We start from the raw sequence: 26,922 nt of genomic DNA, 5'->3' as shown, positions 1-26,922 counted from the left end.
CGGAGGGGAGGCGGGACCGACTGCGCCCCGCTCCCGCACACCATATTGCCGGCCCGACTGCAGGTCGAGGCCGTGCGTCTCCGTAAACGCAGATGAAACCGGGGTCGATATAGGATGAGGCAAACAGGAAGGGAGCGGGCAGGTGGCGAAATCGAATGTGGTTCCGTTCAGAAGGCCGCGGAAATCCGGCGGCAAGAACGATCGCCGTAGCCCGCAGAGAAAATCCCGAACGGGATGGAAGGGTCCACGCATATCGCTGATGGCAGTCATCTCAGCTATTGTCATTGCTGCGGCAGGCTGGCTTGCCTTTGGCGGCGCCGGCAGCCTCCCCGGACTGCCGGCCGTGGCCAAGACACCGGCAGCGGACTCATCGTCGGCCGCGTTTTCAATCTGCGGCGACGGCCGTCATGTGAATTGTGTCGTCGACGGCGACACGTTCTGGTTCCAGGGCCAGAAAATCCGCATTGCCGATATCGACACGCCGGAACTCAGCCCGCCGCGCTGCGAGGCGGAACGGATCAAAGGCGAGGCGGCGAAGGCACGCCTGCTGGCGCTGCTGAATGGAGGCAACTTCTCACTGACGGCCGGCTGGCGCGACGAAGACAAGTATGGCCGCAAGCTCCGGACCGTAACGCGATCGGGACACTCGATCGGCGACACACTTATCGATGAGGGTCTCGCCAGACGCTGGGACGGCGCAAGACATGGATGGTGCGGCTGAGTGCCGCGAGAGGATCGTCGCCCATGGGGCGGAGACCGTGTGCGGGCTCCGTGAGCGCCGCGACTAGAGCCGTGCGCCGCAGGCGTCTCGCCCAAACACAATGCGAGTTTTCGCCTATCATCACCGATATGAATCGATCAACGCCGACCGATTCATAACTGTCGTTGGACGCGATTCCGGGGATCGGCGATTCTGGTCTCATGATCGCACAGCCCTATCACCTCTATGTCGAACGCACCGATGTAGCGAAGAACATGGCGCGCTACTATGCCATGTCGATCGAACCGAACCTCTTCGGCGATGTTTGCCTGCTCAGGAAATGGGGGCGCATTGGCGCAAAGGGTCAGACGATGATCCATCATTTCGGACGGGAAGAAGAAGCCGTGCGGCTGTTTCTCGATCTGCTCCGACAAAAGCGAAAACGCGGTTACCGCCCGCGCGCCTCTGTGGCGAGTTGAGAAAGGCCCGTCGAAGCGGGCCATGTGGGCGCCTCATCGGCGCCGGTCCCAATCGGTCTCGAAGGACACCTCGATATCGAGGAAGAACGGGATCTTGATCGCAAGCTTCAGGCCGATTTTCCCCTTGCGGAAGAAGTGGCTGATCACTTTGCCGAGGGCGCGGAGCCGGCGGCCAGTGGCGGCGAGGAATTTGGCGAGCTGTTGCATGGTATTTCTCCTTTCGAATTGCGGTCATCGCGAGGATAAGCGGCGGACCGGAAAGGAGGGGCGCACCCAGAGGGCCGCAACGAACGGACTTGCCGGCGACTGAATTTTGATCGGCGAGGAGCCGCAGAAGGCGGCGGGGAAAATTCTGGCGGCGGCAGGTTGCGTCGCGACGCAGGGGCTGCAGCATCCCCGATGATAGATGACGGCAGGTCGAAAGGAAGAGGCTCAGCTGGCCGTTCTCGCCATCATTGCGATGGTCTCGCAGGCAGCGCAACGAAGGGCCGCTCTCGCCGCCCTCCGGATGGTCGAGCCCGCCGACGGATTGATTATGATGCTGGGCACCTGATGTAGCTGACACGGGAGGCGCTTACAGCGATACCGGTTTCGCGTGTGATATCCTTGATGATCGGCGCAAGTGAGCCGAGTTCGACGTCGGTGAGCGCAATCAGCTTCGGATAGTCGATGTCGACGCCGGTATAGTCAGCCGTCAAAGCGCTGGACCAATCGCCGCCGTTGATGCGGAATTCGTGCGTGTCGAAATCGATGTCGAGCTCATCCATCAGGTTGATGGTGAAGCGCCCGAAGATCTCAGCCTCACCCTCAAGCCGGTACTCCGCGATGAGAACGCTGCGCTCCAGCGCCATGATAATCCGCACGCGCCCAATTGCTGCCTCCAGTCCTTCGAGCAGGCGATCATGAAGCTCTCGCGAGAATTCGCTGTCGCGGCCGAACCGGTTCGCCAGGACGACAAGCCGGAAACCGGAAAGCTTGGTGTAGAGCGCAAGGTTATGGTCAGATGTCATTGTGTGATCTCCTCATCTTGATGACGGAGATCGGCCACTCCGTGGCAAAGAGGGGTCAAGGACCGCGGGACGCGGCTCGCAAGCGGGGGAACCGATTTTTCCGAGAAGCGAAGTGCAACGCAGCGGCGGAAAAATTGGGGGAACCGCGCCGTCCTTGACGCCGGATTTGCTGGAGTAAAATAGGAGGTCAGAGAGAGAAGAGACCCACGGCCCTGGAGGGGACGTGACCGTATCCGGCGCGAGCCGGTGAGAGTGTCGAGGGGAAACTCCTGACAGCCGGGAGGCCGGTCGATCCGGCGGACCGGCTCATGATCCAGCAGAATGAGAGCCGCCTCAGAAGGGCGGCTCGGCTTCGATGATGCCGTCCTGTTCGGCAAGCGCCACGGCCAGATCAGCCTGGGCGAGCTGAAGCTCCGCTTCGACCTGGCGCCGCTCGACGGCGTCGCAGGCGTTCCTCAACTCGGCCCGCAGCTCCTCGATGTGCTGTTCGATGGTCATCGTCTCATCTCCTTGAGTTCGTGAAAGACGAGACGGCGGGGCGGGAAGAGATGACGGGGTCAAGGAGCGCGGAAGCGACCGGCGGAGCCGGCGAGTGGGGGAGCCGATTTTGTCGGAGTGGAGGGCGCACCGGAGCGAAGGCAAAATTGGGGGCACCGCTCGTCCTCGAGGCAGGCATTTCTTCCCGGCACGATAGCCTCCACTGAGCAGACAAATTCCGGTTCCGTATCGCACCGAAAAAGCCGGCGGCAGGCTCGACGCCTGCCGACGGCTTATCTTTGTCGCCGGTTGACCCCGCCTCGGCGGCGGGGCCTGTCCGGATCTCAGTCCCGGTTGGGGCGGGACCAGATCAGCTGGTAGCCGTCCTCGCCCTCGACCTCGGTGAGCGTCGCGTAGATCGGAGCGGGGAAGCTCGGGTCGTCGAGCTTGACCGAGAGGTAGTCGCGATCCTGCTCGGAGCGCTTCTGCCAGGCCGCACCCAGTTCGACGTTGCCGGCGTAGATGCGGTAGTGCGGGCCCTTGTCGGAGGGGTTTTCGATGCGGGCGATGCGGGCCTTGACGTTGAGGGCGAGGGTGCGGATCGAGCCGTTGAAGCCGGTTTCGGTGGAGGTGAAGGTGCCGATGGTTGCCATTGTCGTATTCCTTTGCTGTTCGGGCCGCGCCCATCGCGGCCTCGATGGCTGTCGCAAGGATCGGGGACGATCGGACCGCACCCCCGGGGTCCCTGTTGCGCCTGCGCAATGGGGTGGCTCGTAGGGCCGGAATGAAATGGAGGGCGGCCAGGAAAAACTTTGTTGTTCCGCGAGGAATGGGCGCACCGCGCTCAGGGGAAGAAAGTTTTGGAAGGCCGTTGCGGGAGGACGATCGAGGCGAAGCCGGTTTTCGATCAGACATGCCTCATCGAGCCCGCGAAGGACGTGGCTCGGCTCAGTGGCGGAAGGTATATGACGATGGCAGCCGCGCTCCGACTGCCTGCCGGATCCTGCCGTCATCAAGGGAACATCCGTAACACGACGCTTGCCGCCCCCGTAGCGAAAATCAGGGATTTCCGCGACACGGGTCTCGTTACCACTCCCGCCATTCGGCGGTGATATCTTCATCATCCGGGAGGCTGAAGCCCGAGGCCCTTACGACCGCCTCGATCAGGACACCAAGTTCGTCGCGCTCCAGTGTTTCGATCATCCCGCTTCTGCCGTGGATCTCATTGATCGCAAGAACGATGTCCTTGACCGCTGCCTGGATTGCCTGCGCATCCCGCTGGCTGGTTGCGGCCTTCACCGTGTCGATGAACCCATTCAGCGCCGTTTCAGCCGTGGCGATATCGGCCGCGTTGAAAAGCTCGTCTCCCTCGGCCATGGACTCCCGCCAGCGCTGCGTCGGCATCTGGACCCGCAATGCTTCGACTTTATCGATATTCCCTGGCATGATCTTCTGCTTGGGCAAGGACGCCTTTCGGCGCGTGGCCTTGAGCATGGTGCGGTCAGCCTGCATCAGATAAACCGCCATCAGCCGCAAGTCGGAGTCATATTTTGCGATCGCGACTATATTGCCGACAGCATATGAGTGAACGAAGCGTTCGGCTGAATATTCCGGCAGCGTGCTGCTCTTGCCTTCTCGAAACGGGCCCGTCCCGAGCTTCTCGGCCACGATGTCGCTGCTGTCTCCGAACGTCAGACCGAATGGCAACGCCGACGAATAGGCGCGTTGCACTGCCCTGATCGCATCCGGCCCGGTAAATGACAGGCGAGAGACAATCCTCTCCTCGCCGTCCGACAGGCGTCTTGACCGCACCTCTTCGAATTCGGCAATGTATGCGGAAAGGCTTTCCACCTGCAGACCGAAACCGCTATCGAAACCGCCGAAAAATCCCATCTCCGCATTCGTACGAAAATCGATAGGGTCAAGCTTCTCGTGATGGGCAAGATAAGACTCGACAACTGGGTCGGCAATGCTGCGGCCAAGTATATCGAAATGATCCATTCTCTGCCTTCCTTTCACAGTATTTCTATCCAACATGACCTTACGTTCATTGTGACGTCGAACGAGTTACGTCCGCTTATGGCAGATACCGTTGAAAAACTCCGACGAGCGGCTGTTGAGATTAGATTGCTATCCGTTAACCTGTACGCGACCGCCTTCGATAACGACATGGCGGCCTTGAAGCTCGACAAAGCGCCAATCCTCACCAAGTGAACCATCCGGGAAAACCTGCAGGCGGTAACCACCTGACAGCAAGAAGTCGGCCCCGCCGTAGTTATCTGTGTTAACGGCTATGACGACGAGTTGCTCTGTGGCGTTCACGAAGGAGTTTGTCTCCGCGTCGTAGCCTTTCAGCAGAGATGCAATTTTGATGAGCTGTAAGTTTCCCGATTTAGGGTCGTCATCGTTTGGCTCCGTTCCTTCAGCCGGCTCGACGAAACGATCTGATGTCCCTGTGACTATTGTCTTCTCGTCAACGAAGCGCCACGGGCATTGAACATGCAGTGCATAGGCCCCGACAGTCCCTCTGCCTGAGGGATGCGGTCGAATGGTACCAAAATGGAAAACCTTCATGTCCGCAGCGTTGCGGGCAATGCTTAATGGCAGCCCTACCAGTAACTGAAGGCAGTTTTCGAGGCTGACTTGAATATCGTTTTCGGCCATCAAATTGAAACTCGGCTAAATCAGAAAAAAGACGCGCTCGTTGACGGCCCTGTTAGGGTGGCTTGCCCTGGGAGCAGCGCATTAAATCAAACGCGCCTCTTCATCTCAAGTTCTGCTTGCCCTTGCTCACATAATCAGACACTTCCGGTCACGCATGGCACCGAAAAAGCCGTCGGCAGGCTCGATGCCTGCCGACGGCTTATCTTTGTCGCCGGTTGACCCCGCCTCGGCGGCGGGGCCTGTCCGGATCTCAGTCCCGGTTGGGGCGGGACCAGATCAGCTGGTAGCCGTCCTCGCCCTCGACCTCGGTGAGCGTCGCGTAGATCGGAGCGGGGAAGCTCGGGTCGTCGAGCTTGACCGAGAGGTAGTCGCGATCCTGCTCGGAGCGCTTCTGCCAGGCCGCACCCAGTTCGACGTTGCCGGCGTAGATGCGGTAGTGCGGGCCCTTGTCGGAGGGGTTTTCGATGCGGGCGATGCGGGCCTTGACGTTGAGGGCGAGGGTGCGGATCGAGCCGTTGAAGCCGGTTTCGGTGGAGGTGAAGGTGCCGATGGTTGCCATTGTCGTATTCCTTTGCTGTTTCGGGCCGCGCCCATCGCGGCCTCGATGGCTGTCGCAAGGATCGGGGACGATCGGACCGCACCCCCGGGGTCCCTGTTGCGCCTGCGCAATGGGGTGGCTCGTAGGGCCGGAATGAAATGGAGGGCGGCCAGGAAAAACTTTGTTGTTCCGCGAGGAATGGGCGCACCGCGCTCAGGGGAAGAAAGTTTTGCAAGGCCGTTGCGGGAGGACGATCGAGGCGAAGCCGGTTTTCGATCAGACACGCCTCATCGAGCCCGCGAAGGACGTGGCCTGATCTGCGGCGGAAGGGAATATGGCGATGGCAGCTGCGCCCCGACTGCCTGCCGGATCCCTGCAACGGTGGGCTCGCCGCCCCGTCCACATGTCAAAATCAAACGTCCGGGAACAGCCAAGCAAGGGCGTTGCGTTGGCCGTTCTTCGGGCTATCGTCGTGCTCGCGAATCGTCGCCCATCGTCGAAATCAAGCCATCCCGGAAGCTCAAGCCGATCGACCGGAAAACCTCGATCTGGGGCAAATTGGATCTCACGGCTGATCCCGACACGCTCCCCACGTTGAGGCCTGAACAGTTGCCGGCCGCTGGCGAGACCAACGACCGACGCTAAAGTCCTCAGGCAGCGAGCCGGTCGTCGGCACGTTCGGGCTGTAGGCCATGCAGGAAACTTACGGCCCGTTGCGCATGCGCCGCCGCCTGGAAGATCGCCCGCCTGTCGTCGCTCAGGACCTTGAGCCAGGAGTCGAGGTACGAGGCGTGATCAGGGCGGGGCCTGAGCTCGGGAGCAATGCCGAGATCGGCGCACAGGAAGCAACTGCCGAGTTCGGCGATCAGTTCCTCTCGCGCCCGCTCGGATTTGTCCTCGTCATAGCGGCTGAGGTCGCGGCCGAGGCGATGGCCCGGCGCCGTCCAATGGGTGACCTCGTGACTCAAGGTCGCGTAGTAGCTTGCCGCATCCTTGAAGCTCTCAAATGGTGGCATCTGGACGATGTCGGCGGCCGGCGCAAAAAAGGCCTGGTTGCCGCCATGGCGAATTGAAGCACCGGTGTTGCGGAAGAACCGATCGGCATTCTCGATGCGCTCGACGGGATCGAGAACCGGAGCCGGCTGGTGATGATACTGGTCGGAAAGTCCGTCGATCTGTTCGACGTTGAAGACACTGTACGCCTTCAGGAAAGGAATCTCCCGCTCGACCTCGCCGCCGTTCCCGTCGGTTTCGGACTTGGTGAAACGGCTGGCGAAGACGACCGTGGCGCCTGTTTCGCCCTTGCGGACGGCAGCACCCAGTTCGAGGGCCTGCTTGAACGTCATCCACGTGGATGACGTATATCCCCGGGCGCTGCCCTCCGACCAAAGAAGCAGCACGTTGACGCCGGAATACGGCTGCCCGTTATGACGCAGCGGCCGGGTAATACGGCCGGTCGTGTTCTCGGCGTTCCATGGCTTCATCCACGGCCGCACGCCCTTCGCCAGATCCTCAACGATTCTGTCCGTGATCCGGGTATAAAGATCGACCCGCTGTTTCTCCGTATTGCTCATCTTCAAGCCTCCGTTTTGAGGCCGCGCCCGTCGCGGCCCGTTACGGAGGGCAGAAGGCAGGAGCCGATCAGCCGGCCGATGCACCGGAACGGCCGGAACTTCAGTGGAGGACGGCGGAGCCGTTGCATCTGCCGGTGGCTCCTGCAGACCCGACGAACGGAACGGGCCGTGAAGGGCGTGCCATCCGCCTGATTTCCGTTTCCCTATTGGCCGCGTCAGCGACACGAAAACAGGCCGGCTCCGCCATGGAACCTGCCGTTCACGCGTTTGTCGAGAGGCGGGGCCGGAGCCCCGCCGGCACGGCCTAGTCGAAGGCCGAGATCTGGGCTTCAGCGGCCTTGCGGCTGAGCGAATGACCCGGCTGCTCGACCGGCCGGTCGAAAGGCTTCCAGGTCTCGCCGATCACCTGGGCATAGGCGGCGACGGCGCCTTCGGCCGCCATTCTGAGCGAATGGGCCTGTATGCCCATGTCGGCGGCGAATTCGCGCTTGCGCTGGGCGGCGCTGTCATAGCCGACGGGGCCGTCGAGATCCTCGTCGCGGGCATCGTTGGCGGCCTTGGCGGTGGCATCGCGCGCCTCGGTGACAGCGCGGCTGTAGAACTGCCCGGCGCCGTGGGCAGAGCCGACGAAGGCGCCGACGATCCGCTGCAGGTGGATCTGCATCGCCTTGTCGCCCAGGCCCTCACCGAGCGCATCGGCGGTCTCGATGACGAGCCGTTCGTGCAGGTCGCGAATGCCGTCGCTGTCGATGACCGCCGTGCCGAAACTCTCGGCGATCTTCACCGCCTGGCTGGCGTCCGGGCATGTCAGCCGGACCATTTCTATAGTGGCGCCCTTGCGCAGTTGCACGACGCGGGCAGACTGGCGAGAGGAGGGTGCGGACTTGGCCATGATCGTTTCCTTTCGAGGTCGTCCGATCGGGCTCCGGCCCATGCCGGCTTGCCCTTCGGTGCGGTCATTCCAACCGGCGGAAGACGGGCGTTTCAGGGTCCGGTCCTGCCTGGACGAGCGGAGCCGGTTTGCGGGCGACGAGGGCAAACTGCCCGCGAACGAGCACGCGAGCCTGATCCGTGAAGGACGGCGGGGTCCGGCCGCCCCGCGGCGCGACAGCGGCCTTGAAGCGCACGGCCGCCGGTTCAGACCGCAGCAAAACCGAAGGGCGATCCGGCAAGGCGCGGGACTATGATGTCCTCGAACGAAACGACAGGCCCGCCCGCTTGCCTGAGCCTTTCCAGCTCACCGACGTCAAGCGCTCGACCTATCGCTTGGCCGGCTTCGGCAACCGGTAGGATTGTAGCCAGGTGGGACCGTGCGAGTTGCGAAGTCCACGAAGCAGACCGCCGTCATCATACGGCGGCCCGCCCATCCAGGCGTTGTTGAGGATCGATTTCCAGCGCCTTCCATTCCTGGCGGCATAGGCCTGAAGTGCTGCTTCCTGTTCCGGCGTCAAAGGCGGCAGCGTTTCGCGTGTGCGACGAACGGTGCGCGTTTTTGGTCTGGGATCCGCCGGTGCTTCCCTTAGAGCGATCAACCGCCTGAGTTCCGCGACACCGGCATTGAGGCAGGCTTCGCCTTCGAGGTGATGGAACTGCAGCCAGAAAGCGGTGCGCTCCGCCGGTGATGCGCCGATGCCTGCTCTTCGCTCCAGGTCTCCGATCGTGCTCATGGCGTCCTGCCTCCCGGACCGGTAGCAGCCACGACTGTGCCGTCGGACCCGGCTCTCGCCCGCAGCGCCGCGATTGCCGCATCCTGTCGGGCGAGTTTTCTCGAAAGCGCATCGATTTCCGGCTGACGCTCGGCGGTGATCGCTGCCAGGTTGGCCCGGTAGCGTTCGAGAAAGGCGCCTGCTTCCGGCGCCTTGCCGCGGCGATAGCCGGAGTGACGGCGACCAAGCTGGGGAATGATCGTGATCATGCGTCGCATGATCTGCCGGTCGATCAGATCGAGCTGGTGCTGGGTCTGCCGTCGCGCCGATTCCATTCTGGTAAACTGCCCGGCGCGTTGCTCGGAGTTGGACATTACGACGCCCTCCCGCGCCAGGCGGCGAAGCTGGAGGAACCCTCATAGGCGGCATGCCGTGTCTCATCGATGACGAAGCCAAAGCGGCCGGCCGCATATTCGTCGCTCTGCACCAGGAAGCGGCGCTCTTCCACTCGCTCGCCGCGCGCGCCGCCGATGGTGGCGATCACCTCGATCATACCAGTGTGATGGTCCGAACGAAGTGCCGCGGTGACGATCCAGTCGCCGGCATGCTCTCGTGCGAATGCCTGGGCGTCTCTCTGGTAAGACTCGCCGGGGGCGAGCGCCCGACCGAAGATCGTTTCCCAGGCGTCCGGCCAGCTGTCGCGGATAGTCTTATCGGCGCACTTGCGCTCATAGGTCGTGAACAGGTCCGGAAAGGTGAGTGCGACGATTGCCCAGGCAGCGTCCTCTTCATACCAGCCGCCATCTGTCCTGAGCATCGGGTGGACCTTGGCATTGCTGGCGTCAGAGAGCCTGAAGCCACCGTGACCTGCCGTCGTATGGCAGACAATTCCATCGGCGTAGACGGTGGCGCCCTGCGACGGACCCCATGGCGTGCTGCAGGTCACCCGGACGGTCTGGCGGGATAGGAGCCGCAGTTCGCGGCTATGCCCGGCCTGTTCGATCATGCGGTTTCGGAAAGCGGCTTCGCCCTCAACAGAGCCGTAGTGCGAATAGAAATCATCGCGCTTCAGTTCCGCAAGCGGCCGTGACACGCGCCAGGCGCTGGCGAGAAAATACTGGCCATCCCGGGCCGGAACCATCGCGAAGACGAGATCGCCGACATGTGCGACAGCCATGCCGTCGGCGCTTCTGCCGAACTCCGCCCCCGACGCGTCAGGGGCGGAGACTTCGTTGGAGTCAGAAGAAAGCATAGTCATGCCGCAGCCCTCCCTTCGATCTCATCTGCGGCGACCTCGTCGGCAGTCGCCTCCTCGAGAACGGCATGCGGATAGCCGTGCCGGGTGAGCCATTCCGCGGCCGCCTGCCGATTGTCGGCCAGGTGAACGAGTTCGGCATTGGCGCCGGGGCGATCGAAGACGCGAACAGATCCAAGCGCGGGGCGCTCGACGACTTTGAATGTCAGGCCGCTATCGAGCGAAAAGGTCCGGTGGATACGGACGGTGATGATGCCATTTGCGCCGAGATCGCCTTCATGCAGCGTGAAACACGGTGTCAGACTGGTGTTGCCGACGCAGCGCTCGCCTTCCTTGCGGATCAGCCGGCCCTGGCTATTGCGTGTTTGCCAAGCGGACAGTTTCTTCCTGTGGCGCTCGGGCGGTCGTGGGGTACCATCCGACCAGGCGACGATGGAGCCGATCGGGGCGAGGTCATAAATCAGAGACGCGGACATCGCATCCTCCTTCAGGTTTTTGTGGGTGGTGGAAACGAAACCGCCGCCGGGAGGACCGGCGGCGGAAGATCAGGCGGAGAAGGACGGGGGCGGCTATTCCGCCGCGATCCCGTAGGCGGTTTCCTCCTCGTCGGAGGCGGCATCACCCACGGGTTCGGCGACGGGATCGCCATGTCCCGTCGCTGTTGGATCGAACCTGTCGACACCGACGTTCTCGCCCTCAGCACCGTCGCCGTCGTCGCCGGTGAGATCATCGGCGTGCTTCATAAGATCTGCGATGTCCTTCGGGTCAGGCGCAAACAGCGCCGCCGGAAGGACGAAGGCAGCATCGGCCGCGAAGTGACCGATAAGTGCCGCGCGGGTTTCGCGGACCCGTGCCCGCGGGACGAGATTGACCGACTTGGCGGCGGCTTCGAGCGCCTGACGCGACAGGCAAAGCAGGAAATCCTCGGTGCCCATGTTTGGAAGGAAAGCGTCCGCGCCGATCGCGTCACCGGCAATGCGCGAGACGACGCCACTGTTCGACATGCCGCGCCGGCATGAGAGCACGTCGATGAGAACGGAGCGGGCGGCGACACGCACGCCGTCCATGTCGAACGACAAGCGTCCGTCTGCGGAATAGAGGCGCGCGACATGACGCTGGAAACGCTTCGATCCGAACACGGTGTCGTTGGCACCGGAATCGACCCGAACATTGGTGCCGGCAAACGCCATGACCAGGAGCGCCATCAGCATGTCGTCCTCGATCGGCGCCCGGGCGAGCGCCTCATGCAGCGCATCGGTACGGAAATCGCCAATCATGTCCTGGCCCTTCTGCGTGACCTCGGGCCTGGTCTTCCCGACGACATCGGTGTCGTCGTCGGCCTCCGTCGAAGCGTTGCCGGCCGGACCGGATCGCCCTTCGGTTTTCCTTGCCTCCGGCATCCGGTAGTGGACGCTCTGCACCTTGCCGTCGCGATCGAGATACATCGCGGTGCAATCGCCCTTGGCCGGCTTGCCGTAGACGCGTTCGGCCTTCTTGGGCAGTTCCGGCTGGCCCCAATTGTTGACCTCGACGATGGCGCCCTTCTTCGGAAGGTTGCTCGCCATCCACTCCTGCTGGGCGCCGAGAAAGGCTTCGACATTGGTGGTGTAGCGATTGTCCTCGTCGGCAGGGCCGAACAGGTCCTCGGCCCACTCGATACCGTACGCGAGGCGAAGATCGTCGCCAAAACTTGCGTCGCGGGCATGCATGCGGGTTTTCGAGAGGCCGTTGGCGATCTGCCACCAGGCCGCCGTGTCGCCCTTCTTCGGCTTATGGGCTTTCCAGACCTCTTTCTGCTCTTCGGACGATGCGGCCGCGATCGTCCTTAGCTGCTGCTCGTTGGGCATGTCCCCCTTCGCCATCTGGTCGAGCATGGAAGGCAGCACGTTGGCGAGCAGACGAAGCTTGCGGATCTGGCGGACGGGAAGCGCGAGCGCCACCGCGATCGCCTCCTCGGTCCAGCCGAGCGCGACCAGCCGCTCGATGCCCCGCCATTGGTCGACCGGATTGAGCGGCTCGCGCGCAATGTTCTCGACCATCGAGCGCATGGCGCCGTTGTCGTTGGCCGCCTCAACGACGATCACGTCGATTTCCTCGAGACCGGCGGCAATCGCCATTCGAGTGCGCCGGTGACCGGCTTCGATGATGTAACCGTTGCCGCCGACTTCCGGGAAAATGACCGGCGGCTGGATCACGCCGACGGCCTTGATCGTCGCCAAAAGCAGGGCGTCGGCCTGCGGCGTCGACTTCGATTGGCGCGTGTTGTCGGGGTTGTCCTTCAGCGCACGCGGATCGACCTTCATCAGTTGCATGGGATGCTCCTTGTCGGGGATTGGACACGGCCCTCTGCCTGCCCTTCTCGCGTCTTCATTCTTTCCGAAGACACTTTCCGGACCGCCGAGCGGGCGGCTGGGTGCAACTGCGGCCGAGCATCGCTGCCGCGAAGGACGAGCGGGGCTTACAGCCCTGCGAAGGACGAGTGGCGGGATGCGGAGGCGGCGGTTGAGCGGAAGCGGCGACCAGCCGACTGCTCTGCGACCGGTTCATCTCCCTCTTCCTCCTTTTCTCCCTTGCCTGCTTCTCATTTCGGCGGCTGACGCCGCCGGCCTGCAAAAACGCATCGGCTTGCAAGCGACTGGATGTCGATCGGGATAGATGGGAGATAAAAAAATGGGCCAGCGGAAACCGCGGCCCATGAAGTGTGAAGGTCAATAAACCTCCAGAGGGGAACAGCTGCTGCGGCGGAACTGGGAGGAAAGCCGCCATGTGCATCAGCTGTGTGCACTATGCTCGAATTTTGACCACTTGGAAAACACTTTTTGTGCACTGCAGCTATGTGAATGCTGCAGCGCTTCCAAAATCCGCGGATGGAGGTCAGGCAAATGGCGTCAGACCTCAGGCCGCTTCCGAGTGGGCCAAACCCTCCTCGCGTGCCACGGCTGCCAATGCCTGATCGACGTCCCGTAGTTGCCGGCGCTTCTCGGCGAGTTCTTCGGAAAACGCAAACAGGCCGCCCTCGCGCGAGCGGTAGGAGGCGAGACGCCGCTGGGCGTCATGAAGGCGATGGCGATAGCGTTCCTGCTCCTCGTCAAAACCGTCGAGCGCGTTTTCGAGGCGGGAGGTAGCGCCAAGCGGCGTCACGGTCACCGGCAGATCGATTTCGTAATCCGCTCCAGTGCGTTGGAGAAGGGTCGTGTAGCGATACCCATCGTCCCTGCCGAATCGCTCGCCGAAATAGACGAGATCGAAGCCTCCGATCGAGGCGATGACGCTCTCGTCTTCCTGCTGGAGCTGAACCAGGGTGAGGATTTCCTTCATCAAGGCGCGACCGGCGGCTTTCCGCTCGTTGAAAGCCTCGTCGACGACCGTCATGGCAAAGGCCTCGGCCGCGGTCGGAACAAGACGGTCAATGTCCTTGCCGATTTCCGCAACACGTCGCTCCGAAATCTCGATATCGCGTTCGGCGTCGCGGATCTGCCGGCGCACCGCATATTGATCGTCGTCATGGGCGGCGCGCAGCCGTTCGAGCCGGGCAATGTCCGCCTCGAGTCCCGCCTTCTGCATCAGGCGTTCGTCGCCACTGGCAATCGCCTTCGCCATGGCGAACTGATTGGCCGCTCCTTCCCCGAGATCTTCCAGCCGGCGGATCGAGGTATCGCCAGACAGCGCCGCCGCGATGAAGCGGGCCTTGCGTTCGTTGTTCTGCCACATCGAGGCGTCAAGCGAACCTTGGGTGGCGTAGGCGAAAATATCGACCTCGTCATGCTGGTTGCCCTGACGAACGATCCGGCCCTCGCGCTGTTCGATCTGCGAAGGCAGCCACGGGACGTCGAGGTGATGCAGCGCCTTAAGGCGCAGTTGCGCATTGACGCCGGTCCCCATCGTGTCCGACGAGCCGATCAGGAAGCGGACCTTGCCGGCGCGGACGTCGGCGAACAGACGCTGCTTCGCCTCGGTCTTCTTGTAGTCCTGCATGAAGGCGATTTCGGAGGCCGGAACGCCCAGGCGGACGAGCTCATCCCGGATCCAGCGGTAAGCGGAAAAGCCTCTGCTCTTCTCGACGTTGATGGTGCCGAGATCGGAGAAGATCATCTGCGCCGCGCCAGGCAGATCGAAGGGCTTGCCGTCGGGTCGCACGAACGTGCTTTGCGACGTCTCCTGCCAGATACGGAAAGCGTTCTGGACGAGCAAGTTGAGCTTGTTGTCCGGCTCGTTGTCATTGTCCACGTCGACCAGGCGCAAATCGATGGCGGCATGGCGACCGTCGGTGATGACGGAGAGCAGGATGTCGTCGCCGGGCTGCGCCGGCCCCTCACGCATCTCGATCGCCTTGATACGGGCGTCGAGGACCGTCTGGTAATTCTTGAATGCCTGGGTCGGCTTGGCCGTCAGGATCTGCCGGCGGCCGGTCGAGATCTCAGGCACCTTGACGTAGTCGCGGAGATCGCCGGGCAGCACCACGTCGGCGAAAGACCGGAACATGGCGATCAGTTCCGGGACGTTGACGAAGGAAGCAAACCGGCTGACCGGCTTGTATTTGCCTGATGGCTGGATCTCCAGTTCCGTCGTCGTGTCACCGAACGTCGAGGCCCAGGCGTCGAATTCATGCAGGCCGCGTTCGGCCAGCGCCGCGTGCCCAAGCTGACGTTGGACCGAAAACATCTCGCCAAGCGTATTGGTAATTGGCGTGCCGGAGGCGAGAACCAAAGCCCGGCCGGGGTCCTTCGTCTCGACGAAACGAGACTTGACGTAGAGATCCCAGGCACGCTGCGAACCGTTCGGATCGATGCCTTTCAAGGTCGACATGTTGGTGGCGAAGGAAAGCTTGCGGAATTCCTGCGCCTCATCGACGATGATCTGGTCGACGCCGATTTCGGAAATCGTCAACAGGTCGTCCTTGCGGGTGGACAGCGCCTCCAGTCGTTCCTTCAGTCCCTCCTTGAGCCGTTCGAGACGCTTGCGGGAGACACGGTCCTCGCTGTCGACCTTGGTCAGCAGCTCCTCGTAGAGCTGCAGTTCATCCTGGATCATCTGCTGTTCGAAACTCGACGGCACGGCGATGAACCGGAATGCCGAATGGGTGATGATGATCGCGTCCCAGGTCGCCGTCGCCGCCCGCGAGAGGAAGCGAGCGCGCTTGTCCTTGGTGAAGTTGGTCTCGTCGGCGACGAGGATGCGGGCGTTCGGGTAGAGCGCGAGAAACTCGCGGGCGGCCTGGACGAGGCAATGGCCCGGAACCATCAGCATCGCCTTGGCGATCAGCCCGAGCCGGCGCTGTTCCATGATCGCGGCCGCCATGGTCATCGTCTTGCCCGCACCGACAGCGTGCGCGAGATAGGCCGAGCCGGACGAAATGATCCGCCAGATGCCACGCTTCTGATGCCCATAAAGAACAAAGGCGCCAGAGGCGCCGGGAAGCATGAGATGGGAGCCGTCGAACTTTCGAGGCGCGATATCATTGAAACGATCGTTATAGACCCGCGCCAGCCGGTCGGTGCGATCAGGATCGGTCCACACCCAGTTCTGGAAGGCCGTCTTGATTTTCTGCAGCTTGTCGCGGGCGGCTTCGGTATCGACGACGTTCAGCACCCGCCGCTCGCCATCGGCATCCTTGAAGACGTCGAAGATCTGCGGCACGCGGCTGTTCAGCGCATCGGCAAGCAACTCGCCGGCGTGGCGTCGGTCGGTGCCCCATTCGGATGTGCCGGCCGCCGTCCATCCAAGTTGCCGCGCCTCGACCGTCCATGAACCGAGTTCCGGCATGTGGTGGATCCTGATCTCGGCGCCCATCGTCTCGTGCACGAAGTCGACGATATCGGCGGCCGGAATCCAGGGAGCACCCAGCCGTGCGGTGATATCAGACGGGCGAAGGTCGGCGGGCTGCACCGCCTGAAGCGCACGGACATTGCGCTCATAAGCGGGATCGAGCTCGGCCGCAGCTGCCGCGGCAGCAAGTTTGGTGCGCACGGCCCCAGAGAGATAAGCATCCGAGGTTTGCCATGAGCCGTCGGCGGGATCGCAAAAGATTGCGTCACCGAGCGCATCGAGAACCGCATCCGTGTCGCAATGCAGAAGCTCGGCGATATGATCGAGGTCGATGCGCCCGCGTTCGTTGAGGACGACCGCTAGAGCATCGGCTGCGGAGGTGATGACGGGCGGGGAAGGGGGCGCGATGACGCGTTCCGAGAAAATCGGCCCGGGCCTGGCGGTGTCGGTTTCGAGGTCATAGTCCTCGATGGAGGCAACCAGCCAGCAGTCGGGATCGTCGCGAAATGGCATAAGGTTCGGCTGGCGATGGGTTTCACGAACCTCGCCCGTCGTCTCATCCTCGATGATCGAAACCGTGGTGTGGTTGATCGGGCCAAAATCGCGCACGAAGTTCGACCAGGCGATGCGCAGCCGCACCTGTAGCTCGCGCCACGGCCGGTCCAGTTCCTGGGCTTTCAGGACGTCGCGCACGGCTTCGCGGATCGGGATCAGTTTGCGGATGATCCGGACGTGCTTTTCAGAAATTCCCTCGCCACTGCGCGCCTTGCGCACCTGCACCGCGACGGGCTCGCCATCGACGACCTGCATGAGGCCGTGCCTGACATCGACAAAATAGCTGCCTTCGCGCATCTTGGCATCGTCGGGGCGGAGATCGACGTTCTCGGCAAGCTCGTCCTCCAGATCGATGTCGATGGCCGTCGGCTCGCCGTCATAAAGGCCTTCCGGAAGAAGAGCGATGGCTGCCGTCAGCGCCGCGTCGAGCTCCTCGCCGGCGCGTGATCGGCACGTATAGGTCTCCCCGAAGGGACCGGAGCTCAGGGCATGGTCGCCGAGGACAAAATCAGGATGCCGCGCGAACCACCTGTTCACGCGGATCGCGCCCTCGTCCTTGGTAGCCGGCCGGACTTCCTCCAGGTCGAGCCACGAAAGGTCGCCTTCCGGCTCGCCTGCCTTGCGTTTGCGAAAGAAGAGGGTGTCGACCACGACATCCGTTCCGGCGTCGCGCCGAAAACTGCCTGCGGGCAGTCGGATTGCGGCGATCAGGTCGGCGGACTTGGCGATGTGTTCGCGTGCGGTGCCGTCCGCCTTGTCCATGGTGCCGGCGCTGGTGACGAAGGCAGCCAGGGCGCCCGGCTTCAGGAGATCGATCGATCGGGCAATGAAGTAATCGTGCAGCCGAAGAACGAGCGAACGATATTGCCGGTCGGAGCGAACCGTCCGATCGGAGAAGGGCGGGTTGCCGATGGCAAGATCGTAGATCGCATTGAGGTCGGCGCGCGCGAAATCGCCATTGATGATGCGCGCCTTCGGCTGCAGCAGTTTCGCGATGCGGGCCGTGACGGGATCGAGCTCGATGCCGGTGACGTAGCTCAGTTCGCGGTACTGTTTCGGCATCAGCGCCGGAAACAGGCCCGTTCCGATCCCGGGCTCCAACACACGGCCGCCGCGCCAGCCGAGACGTTGAATGCCCATCCAGATTGCCCGAATGACGAATTCGGGGGTGAAGTGGGCATATTGGGTGCAACGGGCAAGCGACGCATAGTCGCCCACGCTGACCGCGGATTGCAGCGAGTTGCCGAGATCGTCCCAGCCTGTGCGGAAGTCGGCTTCGCCCGGCCGCCGGAACATGCCATTTGCCAGCTCGCCGGCGCCGAAGCCGGTGAAGCGGATGAGCCTCGCCTGCGCGGCCGGAGTCACCGGCAGGTTCATCTTCTCGATTTCGTTGGCGGTGAGGATTGCCGCAACGTTGATGCGTGCCCGCTCCTTCCAGCTCGCGGCGAGCTCGCGGTCGCCATCGTCGAGATAGAAGTTGGCGCGCTGCCCCTGCTTCCGCGGGACCGGCCGGTTGGTCACCGGCAGAGCCGGCTCAGAAGAGGGCGGGGTCGGGTCAGGCTCGTCGTCGTTGGCGGCAAAACCGCCGAACGCAGCGACGCCAAGACCAAGTCCTGATGACAAAGCGCTGCTGCCAAACATATCAAGGGTGAAGGGATCGCTGCTCATCGAAAACTCCTTGTGAGCGAGCGTCATCGATCCGCCGCAAGCGACAGTCGAGGAACGCGAAGGGGGGAGGCCGCCTGCATGGGCTGCGCGGCTATCGTGGTCCGAGCGCGATCGCTTCGCGCACGGATGCAAACGGAAACTCTCAAGCCGCGATCGGCGAGGGGAGGTGGCGCAGTTGTACCGGCAGTTTGGCGGCGATCTCGTCCTCGCTGAGGTCTTCCAGCAGCTTCAGAACAGTGCCGCCTTTACCGCCGTAGATCATCAGGGTGCGTTTGCCGCGCGAAGCCTCTGGCCAGCGCTCGCCAGCATAGCCGCGATAGTCGTCCGCCGTACTGCTCCAGATATGCTCGAGACGCTCCTCGCGCGTCATGGACCGAACCGGGCGGCTTTCGCGCTCAATTATCGCGACGCGCATGGTCTCGACGGAGGCTTGATCGGCAAGATCACAATAGCCGTGAAAATAGCGGATCGCCTCATCGATCCGGAGTGCGAAGAACACCGATGTCACCGAGCCGGTCAGGAACTCGCGCATCGCAAACATCGAACCGCGGATCCAGAGCGGCGGCAGGATTTCGAACATGTAGTCGTGCTCGGCCTCGCCGATCTCGAACCATTCGCCGGCATAGAGCGGCGTTGCGTCGGCTTCCCAGCGGTTGGGCCGCTGGAGATGACGGTCGAACATGCGGAACATCTGCGGTCGGCTTGCGACACCCTGGAAGACTTTTCGGATTGCGGGAGAGGGGTTCATCTACAGCTCCTTCGGAGGTTTCGGACCGAAGCGCGGCACTGTCCTCTCGACCGTGCCTTCCTATTCAGTCCTTCATGACCCCTTGGCTGCCGCCGGCATCGCGACCGTCAGGGTCAAGGGCCGGCTACGCCGGGCGAAGCCTCCCTTGACGCGGGCGGCGCGGATGCGGCACGCCTCCTCCTTCCATCCTTTCCCTCTTTTCCTTTTCCCTGATCTTCAGGGTTTCGTTCCAGTCCTCTTCCGGCGGCCGAAGCCGTGTCCAGTCGCAGCCGGCATCGTCGGCAAGCGTCCGCAGCCGTTCGGCAAACATGTCGCCCTGGGGATTGGCGTCCGTCGCCGCGATGATCTGGACGCCAGTTTTCGCGGCCAGCTCCCGCAACGCTGCCTCCGTGGCCGGCGACCATCCGCCGCCGGTGCTGAGATAAAGCGTGCCCTCCCGCAAACCCTCGATCGCCGCGAGGCTCATGGCATCGATCGCGGCTTCTGTGACGGCCAAGCGCGATGCGCTGTCCGAACCGAAACGGAAAAGAACCTTGGTTCCTCCGGATGCAAAACCCCGGTATTGCGGACCCCGCGCTTCCCAGCCGGTCAAGGCCCCCGCCTGGTCTCGGTGCGCCGCCCACATGCTGCCTTGCGGACCTTCTCGCAGTAGGTCGCCTTTGATAGTCGCTCGCAGCACGTAAGTTGGCACGTGGCGCTCGCCACTGAGGTATCGACATGTCGAGGAACCGGGCCAGGGTCGCCGGCGGGACTGCCAACGATCGGGAAGAGAGAGGTCGCATCTCTCGCCATGTTTCGCCGGCTGCCACTCCGGCTCCGTGATCTGAAACCCGATGAGAGCCGCGATCCGTTCTGCGCCTTCGAGAAAGCCGACCCGTTCGAGATGCTCGACGAGCCGGAACACATCGCCTTTCGCGTCGGACAGTGGATCGAACCATCCGCGTCCTTCATAGGTGACGATGACGATCTCGCCGCCGCGGCGGAATTTGACTGCCCGCCGTGTGCTTTCCTTCGCGTCTATTGCAAACCCGGCATGCTCAAGCACCGCCGCACATCTGACCTGCTCGCGCAACGCTTCTATTTCTCTTCTCTTCATTTTTCCTTCCGATCGCCCGGCGATCGGCCTCCATAGCCCTTCCTTGCCCGTCGGTTCACCCGACCCCTTTCGGCAGGCCCCAAAGAGCAAAGGCCGCAAGGGCGCGGCGCGCAATTGTCGGATCATGCAAGCTGAAATTGGCCGCGGCGAAGCTTCCCTTGCGGCCCGCCGCTCGCAAGGGGCACGCCCCGGCGGTGCCGGCTCAATGAGCCGGCCAAGGCATGTACTCATGCACGATCGCCAGATCGTCGTCGGCGTCGATCTCATCGGAAGGAATGACGCCATATTCGCCGTCAACTTCGAAAAGGGTGACCGGTACCATCAGGTCACGGGAGAGCTGGAAGGCGTGGGACTGGGCGAGAGAGAGATCGTGCGACATTTGAGAGGCTCCTTCGGGAGCGGGCCAATTCCCGCTCGATGGCTCCTCCAAAGGCACGGGTCCGGGCGCGATCACCGCGACGCAAAGCGGAAGCGGCCGCAGCTTGCTAGCGGACCCCTCGCGGGTTGATCGTGGAAGATCCGGAACCGGCCAGGACGCCATCGGTAAAGAGCGGGATTGGCTTGCTTCCGTTTGGGCCACCGTTTGACGCACGATTTTCGAGCTTCGTGCCAGGTCGTCGCTCCCCCAGGCCGATTACTCGTGTCTTCGATTTAGCGGGTCAGGTGTTAGCTGAGCGAAGGACTCTGCGTCGCCGCGTGACCGAATGTCGCGTCAGCTTCAGTCGTGGCACCGCCTAAGTTGCGATGAGTCGTGCCTTTCGCGGTTTGCGGAACCCGACCCTGCAAGCGAGAGCGATGGTGCCCGGAGACCGAATGCATAGTTCGCCGCCGACCCAATCTGTCCGCTAAGTTTGATTCCCGGATGGCCGCGAAAGCGGGTGTCCACCCTCGGGCGGCACACGGAGGAGTGTTGCCGGATTTCTATCGCGGCGCGTTTCACATCAATAACCGAGCGGCACTCTGGATTGGCTTCCCCTTAAGCTCGGCATCACTTCGGTTCTCAGTATGATCACGCTCAAGAAGCGATGACACTATTGAAGCCTATCACGGGTTCCCTCAGACAACTCCTTGAGGATCAGCGCGCAAGACGTCGCACCAGCATCCAGCACGCCGAGCGATCGTTCGCCCAGCCTGCTGGCTCGGCCGATCCGTGCGATCAAGTTCACCGTCGAATCGCGGCCACTTTCGGCTGCCGCAACGAGGAGTTCCAATGCCTCGTCGAAGGATTTTCCTTCTGATGTCGCTTTGTCAAAAGCTTCAACAGCAGGCACCAACGTGTCAAGCAATGTCTTGTCGCCGACTTTAGCCGAACCAATTTCTTGAATACCCGTCAAGCCAGCATGCAGCATTCGGCTGAACGTCTTGCTGTCGATCTGGTCGACCTGATCGATCTGCTGGGCAAACTCGGTGAACATCACACCGTAAAGCGGACCCATAGATCCGCCGATCTCGGTCATCAGGACTGTTCCCAGGGTCTCAAGCGCTTTTGCGAGCGATAGCTCCTTGCCGCGTATCCGGTCGGCCACTAAACCGAAACCTTTCGCCATATTTATTCCGTGATCGCCGTCGCCAATCTTGCCGTCGATCTCGCTGAGGTAGTCGCGGTTGTCGATGATCGCTCTTGCCATGGAGACTACGATTTCTCCGGCTGCCGCGTTATTCATTTTTTGCATTGTTCCCTCCTTAAAGTGTCGCCGCGCAGCGAACCTCGACCTCCAGTAGCGACTTTAGCTCTTCATCGAGCGCCATAACCGTCAAAGTCGCTCCAACCATCTCAAGAGACGTGAAGTAGTTACCAACATACGCTTTGTGGATCCTGAGGCCGCGGCCGGAGATTTCCTCCTCGACTGTGTCGAAGAGAATGTAAAGTTCGTTCAGCGGTGTCGCGCCAAGGCCAGATACCAGTACGGCCACTTCTGTCCCCGAGCCGAGATCATGGTCATCCAGCACGATCTGGCACATATCCTTGGCGACCTCTGATGCGCTCTTGAGCGCTTCTACTCGCACGCCCGGCTCGCCGTGATGGCCGATACCGACTTCAATGGTGCCAGGCTCGATCTGGAAGTTCGGATGTCCGACCGCTGGAAGAGTGCACGGCCCCAATCCGACACCGACCGAGCGGCAATTGTCGATGGCCTTCTGCGCTGCGTCACGAACCTCGGATAGGCTGGCGCCCATCGACGCTTTCGCTCCCCCCACCTTCCACATGAAGATCTCTCCGGCAACGCCTCGGCGCTTCGCCTGCTCCTCCGCGGGGGCGGAGCATACGTCGTCGGTTGCAACGACCGTGGCAACCTCGATGCCGTCCTTTGCGGCGAGCTTCATCGCCATCTTCACGTTCATGTTGTCTCCGGCATAATTTCCGTAGAGGACAACGACCCCTTTCCCACCATTCGCTTCGCGTATGGCATCCTGAAAGCTCTTGGCCGTTGGCGACGAAAACAGCTCGCCGACCGCGACCGCGTCAAGCATGTTGCGGCCTATATAGCCAATGAAGGCAGGCTCGTGTCCGGAGCCACCTCCAGTTACGACACCCACTTTTCCTTGCGCGGGCCGGTCAATCGCCGTCACCACGCGTTGGTTTTCGGCGAGGCGCACGATGTCTCGGTGTGCCTTCACAAAGCCCTTGATGGTATCTTCCACGACCTCATCGCGGTTGTTTACAAAACGTTGCACTGCGTCCTCCTCCAGACACGGTCATTGATTGTCGTTGAGCGCTCGCCGGACGACCTTGAGCGACCGAGCCAGCGAGTCCTCGATCGATGACAGCGGCACGGGATCTCGGCGGCGAACGGGCTGCGCCTGCCGATTGCGATGCAGTCTCAAGGGAAGTTCAATACTGACCGGGAGGCTGTCGAGCTTTGCGATTGCAGCCAGGAGGCGCTCGCACCCGACCTTGCCGTCGCCGATATCGCAGAAAAACCAACCTTCGTCGGTTTCACGAACATCCTTGATATGGGCGTGCGCCGATTCCGGCAGCGCCAGGATTCCATCACCTGCGAGATCGTCCATGTCCGGTCGATGTGACGCTGTGTTTGCGGCGTCGTAATTTAGCTTTAGAAAGGGCGATCCGAATTCCTCAACAAGAGAAATACCGTCTCGCGCGGTGTTGATCAGGCTATCGCTGCCGTCTCCTGGGTTTTCCAGGCCAACGATGATATCGAAGGCTTCCGCTCTTCTCAGTATGGTTTCGACGTTGCGACGGAATGTTGCCTCTCTTTGTCGGGCGGCCGTGTTGGTCGCAATAACCTTGGCTCCAATCGCCGCGGCGAATGCCATGCGGCCCGTGAACACTTCGACCGAATCTTCGAAACCGAGGTCGATGTGCGACGACATTGCATGACACAAGAGCCCCGAAAACCTAAGCGCGCTGCGCCAACTGGTCATCTCGGAAGGTTTGAAGGCGGTCTCGTCAAAGGGTTCTGTATATCCAACGATAAAGGCCGGCTCGAAATGCGTGAACCCGAGGGTTGCCGCGCTCTCCAGTGCGGCCTCTCTGCTATGCCCGTCGTACGGCGCGCCGGACACGGAGATCACCCGTTCAGCCATGCATTCCTCCCTTAGAAGAACGGCGCAAAGTCCGTTCCGAAGGGCAAAGTGTTAAAAACGCTTCATCCGGACAAGCGAATTCCGTCGGTCAATGCATGAATACATCTCAACAGCTGCATCATTTGCGTTAAATTTCCTCATGGAATATAGATGAAGGGCGTCCTCCAGCGTACTGAATCTCTCCAGTGGGAAAGGTGGCGAGGCACGCATAAACGGGAGGAGGGGTGATGAGCGCGTTGGAGTTTCCTTCGCTGCGATCGCTACAGGTGTTGGAAGCTGTCGCACGTCTTGGATCTTTTGGAAAAGCCGCCGAGGAACTGAGCATCAGCCCCTCGGCCGTGAGCCATCAAATGGCCGCGCTGGATTCGGAGCTCGGAATTGCTTTATTTCATCGCTCCGGGCGTTCAATCATACTGACTGACGCGGGGAGGGCTTACGCCGAAGAGATCAGCGCCTCGTTTCGAAGGATCGAGAGCGCCACGCGCAATTTCACGAAGAAGGGCAAAAGTGACATTCTGAATATCCATTCGGTCGTCAGTCTAGCTTCGCAGTGGCTCATGCCTCGCCTGGCCCGGTTTAGCGCCCGCTATCCGGAGATCGATCTTCGACTGCACGCTTCTGGTGACCCGGCCGAGCTCAGGACCGGCAACGTCGATATAGACATCCGCTACGGAACGCAGCCCGTGGAGGTTGGCATCGCCGTCGAGCCCTTCCCACCCGAGCCAATAATGGTCCTGTGCGCCCCATCGTTGGTCGAGGGCGCAAACGGAATACGCTCACCGCAGGATCTCGCCAGATTTCCGCTCATCCACTCCGAAGTGAACCTCTATCGCTGGCAGGATTGGGCCGACGACCACGGTGTGAGGCTCAACATGGATCGGGGACTGCGTTTCGATAGATCTTTCATGTCCATCAATGCGGCCGCGGATGGACTTGGCGTTTGCCTGGAAAGCCTCATACTCGTCCGGCAAGATCTGAAAAGCGGGAGGCTCGTTGCGCCGTTTGGCCCGGAAGGCCCCAGCATCAATTGCCATAGTCTCGTGTACTTGAGGTCCAGGGCAAGAACACCAAAGATCGCTCTGTTCAAGCGTTGGATCGAAGAGACCCTGGCTGGCGACACGGTTTCTGCGAGTGAGATCGACGTCGGCGGGAGGTGAGTTATGCACACTCAGGGTCGGTGATGCGCGACTGGTGGATCAGACGCGCATCCCCGACGTCAGGCAGTGGTTTAGCCAAAGAATTTCCGGAGTTCGTTCGCTATGAATTCGGGAGCTTCTTCCGCAACCCAGTGACCCGAGCCCGGGATCAATCCGCCTCGAACGTCACTCGCCACCCGCTGCATTGATTCCATCGTCTCCATGCCGCGGCCAAAACCACTGTCTCCGCCCAGGGCGAGGACCGGCATTTCGAGCTTGCCATCCCTCTCGAGGAATAACTCGTTGTCTTTGACGTCGGTTGGAAAGCCCCGATAATAGGCGAGAAGTGTGCGTAGGCCACCCGGTTTTAGGTAGGTACGGAAATACTCATTCTTGTCTTCCTGAGATAGCACGTTTGCCCGGCTGCCATAATTGTCAAACAACCATTCCAGATAGATATGCTCGCGACCGCCGAACATCGCTTCCGGCAAATCCGGCGTCCTGAAGAAGGGGTGGTGCCAACGCCGGCCGCCTTGCGACATGTCCGCTCCATCGCCAGGAATGGTAACGTCCAGGATCGCGAGCTTGCTAACAGCCTCCCGGTGCTGCGCGGCCAGGGCAAACGCCACCGGGCCGCCCCAGTCGTGTCCCACAAGATTGAAGCGATCGATCTTCAGATGTTCAGAAAGAAGCTCCCACACGTCTTCGGCAATCGTCTTCTTGTCGTACCCATCGGCGGGCCGGGAAGTGTCGCCGAGGCCCCGCAGGTCCGGCGCGATGATCGCGTACTTGTCGGCGAGGAAGGGGATCACGTGCCGCCATTCGTGCGAACTCTGCGGCACCCCGTGAAGGAGAACCAGCGGCTTACCGGATCCTGCGGTCAGGTAGTGCATGGTGATGCCGGACAGTCGCGCGTAATTGCTTTTGATCTCGGCACTCATTTCTTTGCCTCCTTCTGGCCCGCGGTCATCCCCCGATACGCACGAATGACCTGACTGTCATCTGCCGAGCCCGACCCCTGGCCAGACGCGGCAAGGAAGAACTGATGCGCAACGGAGGCGAGCGGCAGGGCGGCCCTGGCAGAGGAGCCAGCGGCAAGCACGATACCGAGATCTTTCACAAAGATGTCTACCGCGCTCGTTACCTCTGGGTCTTCCAGAAGCATACGCTGGCCACGATCGTTGAGCATCCAGCTGGCAGCCGCCGAGCCGGACACGATCTCGAGTACCGTTGAGGTGTCGAGCCCAGCCCTTTCGGCGAGCGACAGCGCCTCAGCCGCTGCCGCCAAGTGTACACCGCACAGCAACTGGTTGACCGCTTTGGCAACCGATGCCTGGCCAGGCCGCTCCCCGAGATAATAGATCTTGGAGCCGAGCACGTCGAGAAGATCGCGGCTCATTTCATAGGTTTGCCTGTCGCCAGCCACCATAATGGAAAGCGACGCGTCACGCGCTCCGGCGACGCCGCCGGAAACAGGTGCATCCAGAAACCGGTGACCGCGAGCAGTCACGGCCTCGGCGAGCTGTTCAACCTCGCCGGGAGGGCATGTTGACATCAGGACGACGATGCTGGTCCTGGTTGAATTTGCCAGGGCGCCCCGTTCGAAGAGGGCTTGGTGCGCCTGGTCGATGTTGACCACCATCAACATCAAGACGTCGGTCTCGCTGGCGGCTTCTGTGGCGTCTGGATAGGCAGTCCCGCCACTGTCAGCGAAGCTTTTTAGAGCATTCTCCGAGATGTCAAACCCCTTGACGTTGAAGCCGCTTTTTAGGAGATGCGACGCCATGGGCAATCCCATGGAGCCGAGACCAAAAAAACCGATTGTCGGTTTTCCCGGTCCTCGTGCCGGGCTCGGCTTTGTTTCTAAAGCTTGGTGCAATTCCGGTCTCCTCCGAGATACTGGCACGTCATAGGTCGGCACATCCCACCGGAGTGCCATGGTCGCATGCAAAGCGGTTAGCATAGCGGCTTCCTCCACATCAAAAGAGTTTGCCCAAAAAACATGTGATCTGGATTCATGTTGCCTGGCGCGTTCTCCTAGAAAAACTTTGTCTCCATCGC

Annotated in this window: 27 protein-coding genes; 4 read left to right on the top strand and 23 right to left on the bottom strand. The window is 61.8% G+C overall.

Translation table 11 applies throughout. The features are described from left to right. The first annotated feature begins 259 nt into the window (after positions 1-259). Positions 260-721: a thermonuclease family protein gene (locus tag AB8B31_RS34595; protein WP_210259757.1), complete on the top strand. Its 462-nt coding sequence runs from the start codon at positions 260-262 to the stop codon at positions 719-721. A 200-nt stretch (positions 722-921) separates the two neighbouring features. Next, a complete protein-coding gene (locus AB8B31_RS34590; protein ID WP_096771504.1) occupies positions 922-1,179 on the top strand; it encodes a WGR domain-containing protein in 258 nt (85 codons plus the stop codon). A gap of 33 nt (positions 1,180-1,212) precedes the next feature. On the opposite strand, the gene AB8B31_RS34585 is transcribed toward AB8B31_RS34590, so the two are convergent. The 9 genes from AB8B31_RS34585 to AB8B31_RS34545 all read right to left on the bottom strand — a co-directional run bounded on the left by AB8B31_RS34585 (position 1,213) and on the right by AB8B31_RS34545 (position 8,334). Next, positions 1,213-1,386: a hypothetical protein gene (locus tag AB8B31_RS34585; RefSeq protein WP_170961491.1), complete on the bottom strand. Its 174-nt coding sequence runs from the start codon at positions 1,384-1,386 to the stop codon at positions 1,213-1,215. Positions 1,387-1,712: 326 nt separating this feature from the next. Then, complete coding sequence (locus tag AB8B31_RS34580) at positions 1,713-2,189, bottom strand: hypothetical protein (RefSeq protein ID WP_096771505.1); 477 nt, start codon at positions 2,187-2,189, stop codon at positions 1,713-1,715. Positions 2,190-2,522: 333 nt separating this feature from the next. After that, positions 2,523-2,687 carry a hypothetical protein gene (locus AB8B31_RS34575; RefSeq protein WP_167669584.1) on the bottom strand — a complete coding sequence of 55 codons (165 nt, stop codon included), beginning with the start codon at positions 2,685-2,687 and terminating at the stop codon, positions 2,523-2,525. A gap of 323 nt (positions 2,688-3,010) precedes the next feature. Then, the gene (locus tag AB8B31_RS34570) at positions 3,011-3,319 is read right to left on the bottom strand and encodes a DUF736 domain-containing protein (protein WP_011427435.1); all 309 of its coding nucleotides are present in this window, start codon (positions 3,317-3,319) and stop codon (positions 3,011-3,013) included. Positions 3,320-3,752: 433 nt separating this feature from the next. Continuing rightward, positions 3,753-4,397, bottom strand: coding sequence for a hypothetical protein (locus AB8B31_RS34565; RefSeq protein WP_171378200.1), 645 nt, complete (start codon positions 4,395-4,397; stop codon positions 3,753-3,755). A gap of 399 nt (positions 4,398-4,796) precedes the next feature. Next, positions 4,797-5,330, bottom strand: a complete 534-nt coding sequence (locus AB8B31_RS34560; protein ID WP_088678666.1) for a hypothetical protein — start codon at positions 5,328-5,330, stop codon at positions 4,797-4,799. A gap of 250 nt (positions 5,331-5,580) precedes the next feature. Continuing rightward, on the bottom strand, positions 5,581-5,889 hold the full coding sequence (locus AB8B31_RS34555) for a DUF736 domain-containing protein (RefSeq protein ID WP_011427435.1): 309 nt from the start codon (positions 5,887-5,889) through the stop codon (positions 5,581-5,583). 629 nt (positions 5,890-6,518) lie between these two features. After that, positions 6,519-7,442, bottom strand: coding sequence for an ArdC family protein (locus AB8B31_RS34550; protein ID WP_096772369.1), 924 nt, complete (start codon positions 7,440-7,442; stop codon positions 6,519-6,521). A gap of 304 nt (positions 7,443-7,746) precedes the next feature. Then, positions 7,747-8,334, bottom strand: a complete 588-nt coding sequence (locus tag AB8B31_RS34545) for a hypothetical protein (RefSeq protein WP_096772370.1) — start codon at positions 8,332-8,334, stop codon at positions 7,747-7,749. 179 nt (positions 8,335-8,513) lie between these two features. Between AB8B31_RS34545 and AB8B31_RS34540 the strand changes: the two genes are divergently transcribed. After that, a complete protein-coding gene (locus tag AB8B31_RS34540) occupies positions 8,514-8,732 on the top strand; it encodes a hypothetical protein (RefSeq protein WP_096771808.1) in 219 nt (72 codons plus the stop codon). Here AB8B31_RS34540 and AB8B31_RS34535 read toward each other — a convergent pair. The 12 genes from AB8B31_RS34535 to AB8B31_RS34480 all read right to left on the bottom strand — a co-directional run bounded on the left by AB8B31_RS34535 (position 8,702) and on the right by AB8B31_RS34480 (position 23,725). Then, complete coding sequence (locus AB8B31_RS34535; RefSeq protein WP_096771807.1) at positions 8,702-9,109, bottom strand: hypothetical protein; 408 nt, start codon at positions 9,107-9,109, stop codon at positions 8,702-8,704. The genes AB8B31_RS34540 and AB8B31_RS34535 overlap by 31 nt on opposite strands. After that, the gene (locus AB8B31_RS34530) at positions 9,106-9,462 is read right to left on the bottom strand and encodes a hypothetical protein (RefSeq protein WP_096771806.1); all 357 of its coding nucleotides are present in this window, start codon (positions 9,460-9,462) and stop codon (positions 9,106-9,108) included. The genes AB8B31_RS34535 and AB8B31_RS34530 overlap by 4 nt, the downstream gene beginning before the upstream one ends. Continuing rightward, positions 9,462-10,346: a DUF7007 domain-containing protein gene (locus AB8B31_RS34525; protein WP_096771805.1), complete on the bottom strand. Its 885-nt coding sequence runs from the start codon at positions 10,344-10,346 to the stop codon at positions 9,462-9,464. The genes AB8B31_RS34530 and AB8B31_RS34525 overlap by 1 nt, the downstream gene beginning before the upstream one ends. Next, on the bottom strand, positions 10,343-10,819 hold the full coding sequence (locus AB8B31_RS34520) for a hypothetical protein (RefSeq protein ID WP_096771804.1): 477 nt from the start codon (positions 10,817-10,819) through the stop codon (positions 10,343-10,345). Before AB8B31_RS34520 ends, AB8B31_RS34525 begins: the two co-directional genes overlap by 4 nt. 93 nt (positions 10,820-10,912) lie before the next feature. Continuing rightward, complete coding sequence (locus AB8B31_RS34515) at positions 10,913-12,655, bottom strand: ParB/RepB/Spo0J family partition protein (protein ID WP_096771803.1); 1,743 nt, start codon at positions 12,653-12,655, stop codon at positions 10,913-10,915. A gap of 583 nt (positions 12,656-13,238) precedes the next feature. Further along, on the bottom strand, positions 13,239-18,332 hold the full coding sequence (locus AB8B31_RS34510; protein WP_096771809.1) for a helicase-related protein: 5,094 nt from the start codon (positions 18,330-18,332) through the stop codon (positions 13,239-13,241). Between the two features lie 142 nt (positions 18,333-18,474). Continuing rightward, a complete protein-coding gene (locus AB8B31_RS34505) occupies positions 18,475-19,080 on the bottom strand; it encodes a DUF1419 domain-containing protein (protein WP_064843796.1) in 606 nt (201 codons plus the stop codon). 124 nt (positions 19,081-19,204) lie between these two features. After that, entirely contained in the window at positions 19,205-20,176 is a 972-nt protein-coding gene (locus AB8B31_RS34500) for a DUF3991 and toprim domain-containing protein (protein WP_096771802.1), read from the bottom strand. Positions 20,177-20,378: 202 nt separating this feature from the next. Then, on the bottom strand, positions 20,379-20,555 hold the full coding sequence (locus AB8B31_RS34495) for a hypothetical protein (RefSeq protein WP_170961508.1): 177 nt from the start codon (positions 20,553-20,555) through the stop codon (positions 20,379-20,381). Between the two features lie 652 nt (positions 20,556-21,207). Then, positions 21,208-21,849, bottom strand: coding sequence for a dihydroxyacetone kinase subunit DhaL (dhaL, locus tag AB8B31_RS34490; protein ID WP_064843792.1), 642 nt, complete (start codon positions 21,847-21,849; stop codon positions 21,208-21,210). 10 nt (positions 21,850-21,859) lie between these two features. Then, positions 21,860-22,852, bottom strand: coding sequence for a dihydroxyacetone kinase subunit DhaK (locus AB8B31_RS34485; protein WP_040114043.1), 993 nt, complete (start codon positions 22,850-22,852; stop codon positions 21,860-21,862). 21 nt (positions 22,853-22,873) lie between these two features. Then, complete coding sequence (locus tag AB8B31_RS34480) at positions 22,874-23,725, bottom strand: sugar phosphate isomerase/epimerase family protein (RefSeq protein ID WP_064843790.1); 852 nt, start codon at positions 23,723-23,725, stop codon at positions 22,874-22,876. Positions 23,726-23,952: 227 nt separating this feature from the next. On the opposite strand from AB8B31_RS34480, the gene AB8B31_RS34475 reads away from it, so the two are divergent. Further along, complete coding sequence (locus AB8B31_RS34475; RefSeq protein ID WP_064843788.1) at positions 23,953-24,882, top strand: LysR substrate-binding domain-containing protein; 930 nt, start codon at positions 23,953-23,955, stop codon at positions 24,880-24,882. A 71-nt stretch (positions 24,883-24,953) separates the two neighbouring features. Here the strand turns inward: AB8B31_RS34475 and AB8B31_RS34470 are convergent, their stop codons facing one another. Then, positions 24,954-25,802: an alpha/beta fold hydrolase gene (locus AB8B31_RS34470; RefSeq protein WP_064843786.1), complete on the bottom strand. Its 849-nt coding sequence runs from the start codon at positions 25,800-25,802 to the stop codon at positions 24,954-24,956. Beyond that, positions 25,799-26,824: an NAD(P)-dependent oxidoreductase gene (locus AB8B31_RS34465; RefSeq protein WP_439007670.1), complete on the bottom strand. Its 1,026-nt coding sequence runs from the start codon at positions 26,822-26,824 to the stop codon at positions 25,799-25,801. Before AB8B31_RS34465 ends, AB8B31_RS34470 begins: the two co-directional genes overlap by 4 nt. Positions 26,825-26,922 lie beyond the last annotated feature (98 nt).

It is taken from the genome of Rhizobium sp. 62_C5_N11_2, assembly GCF_051811185.1.
In the GTDB taxonomy this organism is placed as follows: Bacteria; Pseudomonadota; Alphaproteobacteria; order Rhizobiales; family Rhizobiaceae; genus Rhizobium; species Rhizobium leguminosarum.
The sequence above is the reverse complement of the archived record's forward strand: the minus strand, read 5'-3'. Positions and strand labels throughout refer to the sequence as shown.

What these genes read in the sequence shown, in the direction of transcription:
- AB8B31_RS34595 (WP_210259757.1), top strand. Translation starts at nt 260, where the DNA reads ATGGCAGTCATCTCAGCTATTGTCATTGCTGCGGCAGGCTGGCTTGCC.
- AB8B31_RS34590 (WP_096771504.1), top strand. Translation starts at nt 922, where the DNA reads ATGATCGCACAGCCCTATCACCTCTATGTCGAACGCACCGATGTAGCG.
- AB8B31_RS34585 (WP_170961491.1), bottom strand. Translation starts at nt 1,386, where the DNA reads ATGCAACAGCTCGCCAAATTCCTCGCCGCCACTGGCCGCCGGCTCCGC.
- AB8B31_RS34580 (WP_096771505.1), bottom strand. Translation starts at nt 2,189, where the DNA reads ATGACATCTGACCATAACCTTGCGCTCTACACCAAGCTTTCCGGTTTC.
- AB8B31_RS34575 (WP_167669584.1), bottom strand. Translation starts at nt 2,687, where the DNA reads ATGACCATCGAACAGCACATCGAGGAGCTGCGGGCCGAGTTGAGGAAC.
- AB8B31_RS34570 (WP_011427435.1), bottom strand. Translation starts at nt 3,319, where the DNA reads ATGGCAACCATCGGCACCTTCACCTCCACCGAAACCGGCTTCAACGGC.
- AB8B31_RS34560 (WP_088678666.1), bottom strand. Translation starts at nt 5,330, where the DNA reads ATGGCCGAAAACGATATTCAAGTCAGCCTCGAAAACTGCCTTCAGTTA.
- AB8B31_RS34555 (WP_011427435.1), bottom strand. Translation starts at nt 5,889, where the DNA reads ATGGCAACCATCGGCACCTTCACCTCCACCGAAACCGGCTTCAACGGC.
- AB8B31_RS34550 (WP_096772369.1), bottom strand. Translation starts at nt 7,442, where the DNA reads ATGAGCAATACGGAGAAACAGCGGGTCGATCTTTATACCCGGATCACG.
- AB8B31_RS34545 (WP_096772370.1), bottom strand. Translation starts at nt 8,334, where the DNA reads ATGGCCAAGTCCGCACCCTCCTCTCGCCAGTCTGCCCGCGTCGTGCAA.
- AB8B31_RS34535 (WP_096771807.1), bottom strand. Translation starts at nt 9,109, where the DNA reads ATGAGCACGATCGGAGACCTGGAGCGAAGAGCAGGCATCGGCGCATCA.
- AB8B31_RS34530 (WP_096771806.1), bottom strand. Translation starts at nt 9,462, where the DNA reads ATGTCCAACTCCGAGCAACGCGCCGGGCAGTTTACCAGAATGGAATCG.
- AB8B31_RS34525 (WP_096771805.1), bottom strand. Translation starts at nt 10,346, where the DNA reads ATGACTATGCTTTCTTCTGACTCCAACGAAGTCTCCGCCCCTGACGCG.
- AB8B31_RS34520 (WP_096771804.1), bottom strand. Translation starts at nt 10,819, where the DNA reads ATGTCCGCGTCTCTGATTTATGACCTCGCCCCGATCGGCTCCATCGTC.
- AB8B31_RS34515 (WP_096771803.1), bottom strand. Translation starts at nt 12,655, where the DNA reads ATGCAACTGATGAAGGTCGATCCGCGTGCGCTGAAGGACAACCCCGAC.
- AB8B31_RS34510 (WP_096771809.1), bottom strand. Translation starts at nt 18,332, where the DNA reads ATGAGCAGCGATCCCTTCACCCTTGATATGTTTGGCAGCAGCGCTTTG.
- AB8B31_RS34505 (WP_064843796.1), bottom strand. Translation starts at nt 19,080, where the DNA reads ATGAACCCCTCTCCCGCAATCCGAAAAGTCTTCCAGGGTGTCGCAAGC.
- AB8B31_RS34500 (WP_096771802.1), bottom strand. Translation starts at nt 20,176, where the DNA reads ATGAAGAGAAGAGAAATAGAAGCGTTGCGCGAGCAGGTCAGATGTGCG.
- AB8B31_RS34495 (WP_170961508.1), bottom strand. Translation starts at nt 20,555, where the DNA reads ATGTCGCACGATCTCTCTCTCGCCCAGTCCCACGCCTTCCAGCTCTCC.
- dhaL (WP_064843792.1), bottom strand. Translation starts at nt 21,849, where the DNA reads ATGCAAAAAATGAATAACGCGGCAGCCGGAGAAATCGTAGTCTCCATG.
- AB8B31_RS34480 (WP_064843790.1), bottom strand. Translation starts at nt 23,725, where the DNA reads ATGGCTGAACGGGTGATCTCCGTGTCCGGCGCGCCGTACGACGGGCAT.
- AB8B31_RS34475 (WP_064843788.1), top strand. Translation starts at nt 23,953, where the DNA reads ATGAGCGCGTTGGAGTTTCCTTCGCTGCGATCGCTACAGGTGTTGGAA.
- AB8B31_RS34470 (WP_064843786.1), bottom strand. Translation starts at nt 25,802, where the DNA reads ATGAGTGCCGAGATCAAAAGCAATTACGCGCGACTGTCCGGCATCACC.
- AB8B31_RS34465 (WP_439007670.1), bottom strand. Translation starts at nt 26,824, where the DNA reads ATGCTAACCGCTTTGCATGCGACCATGGCACTCCGGTGGGATGTGCCG.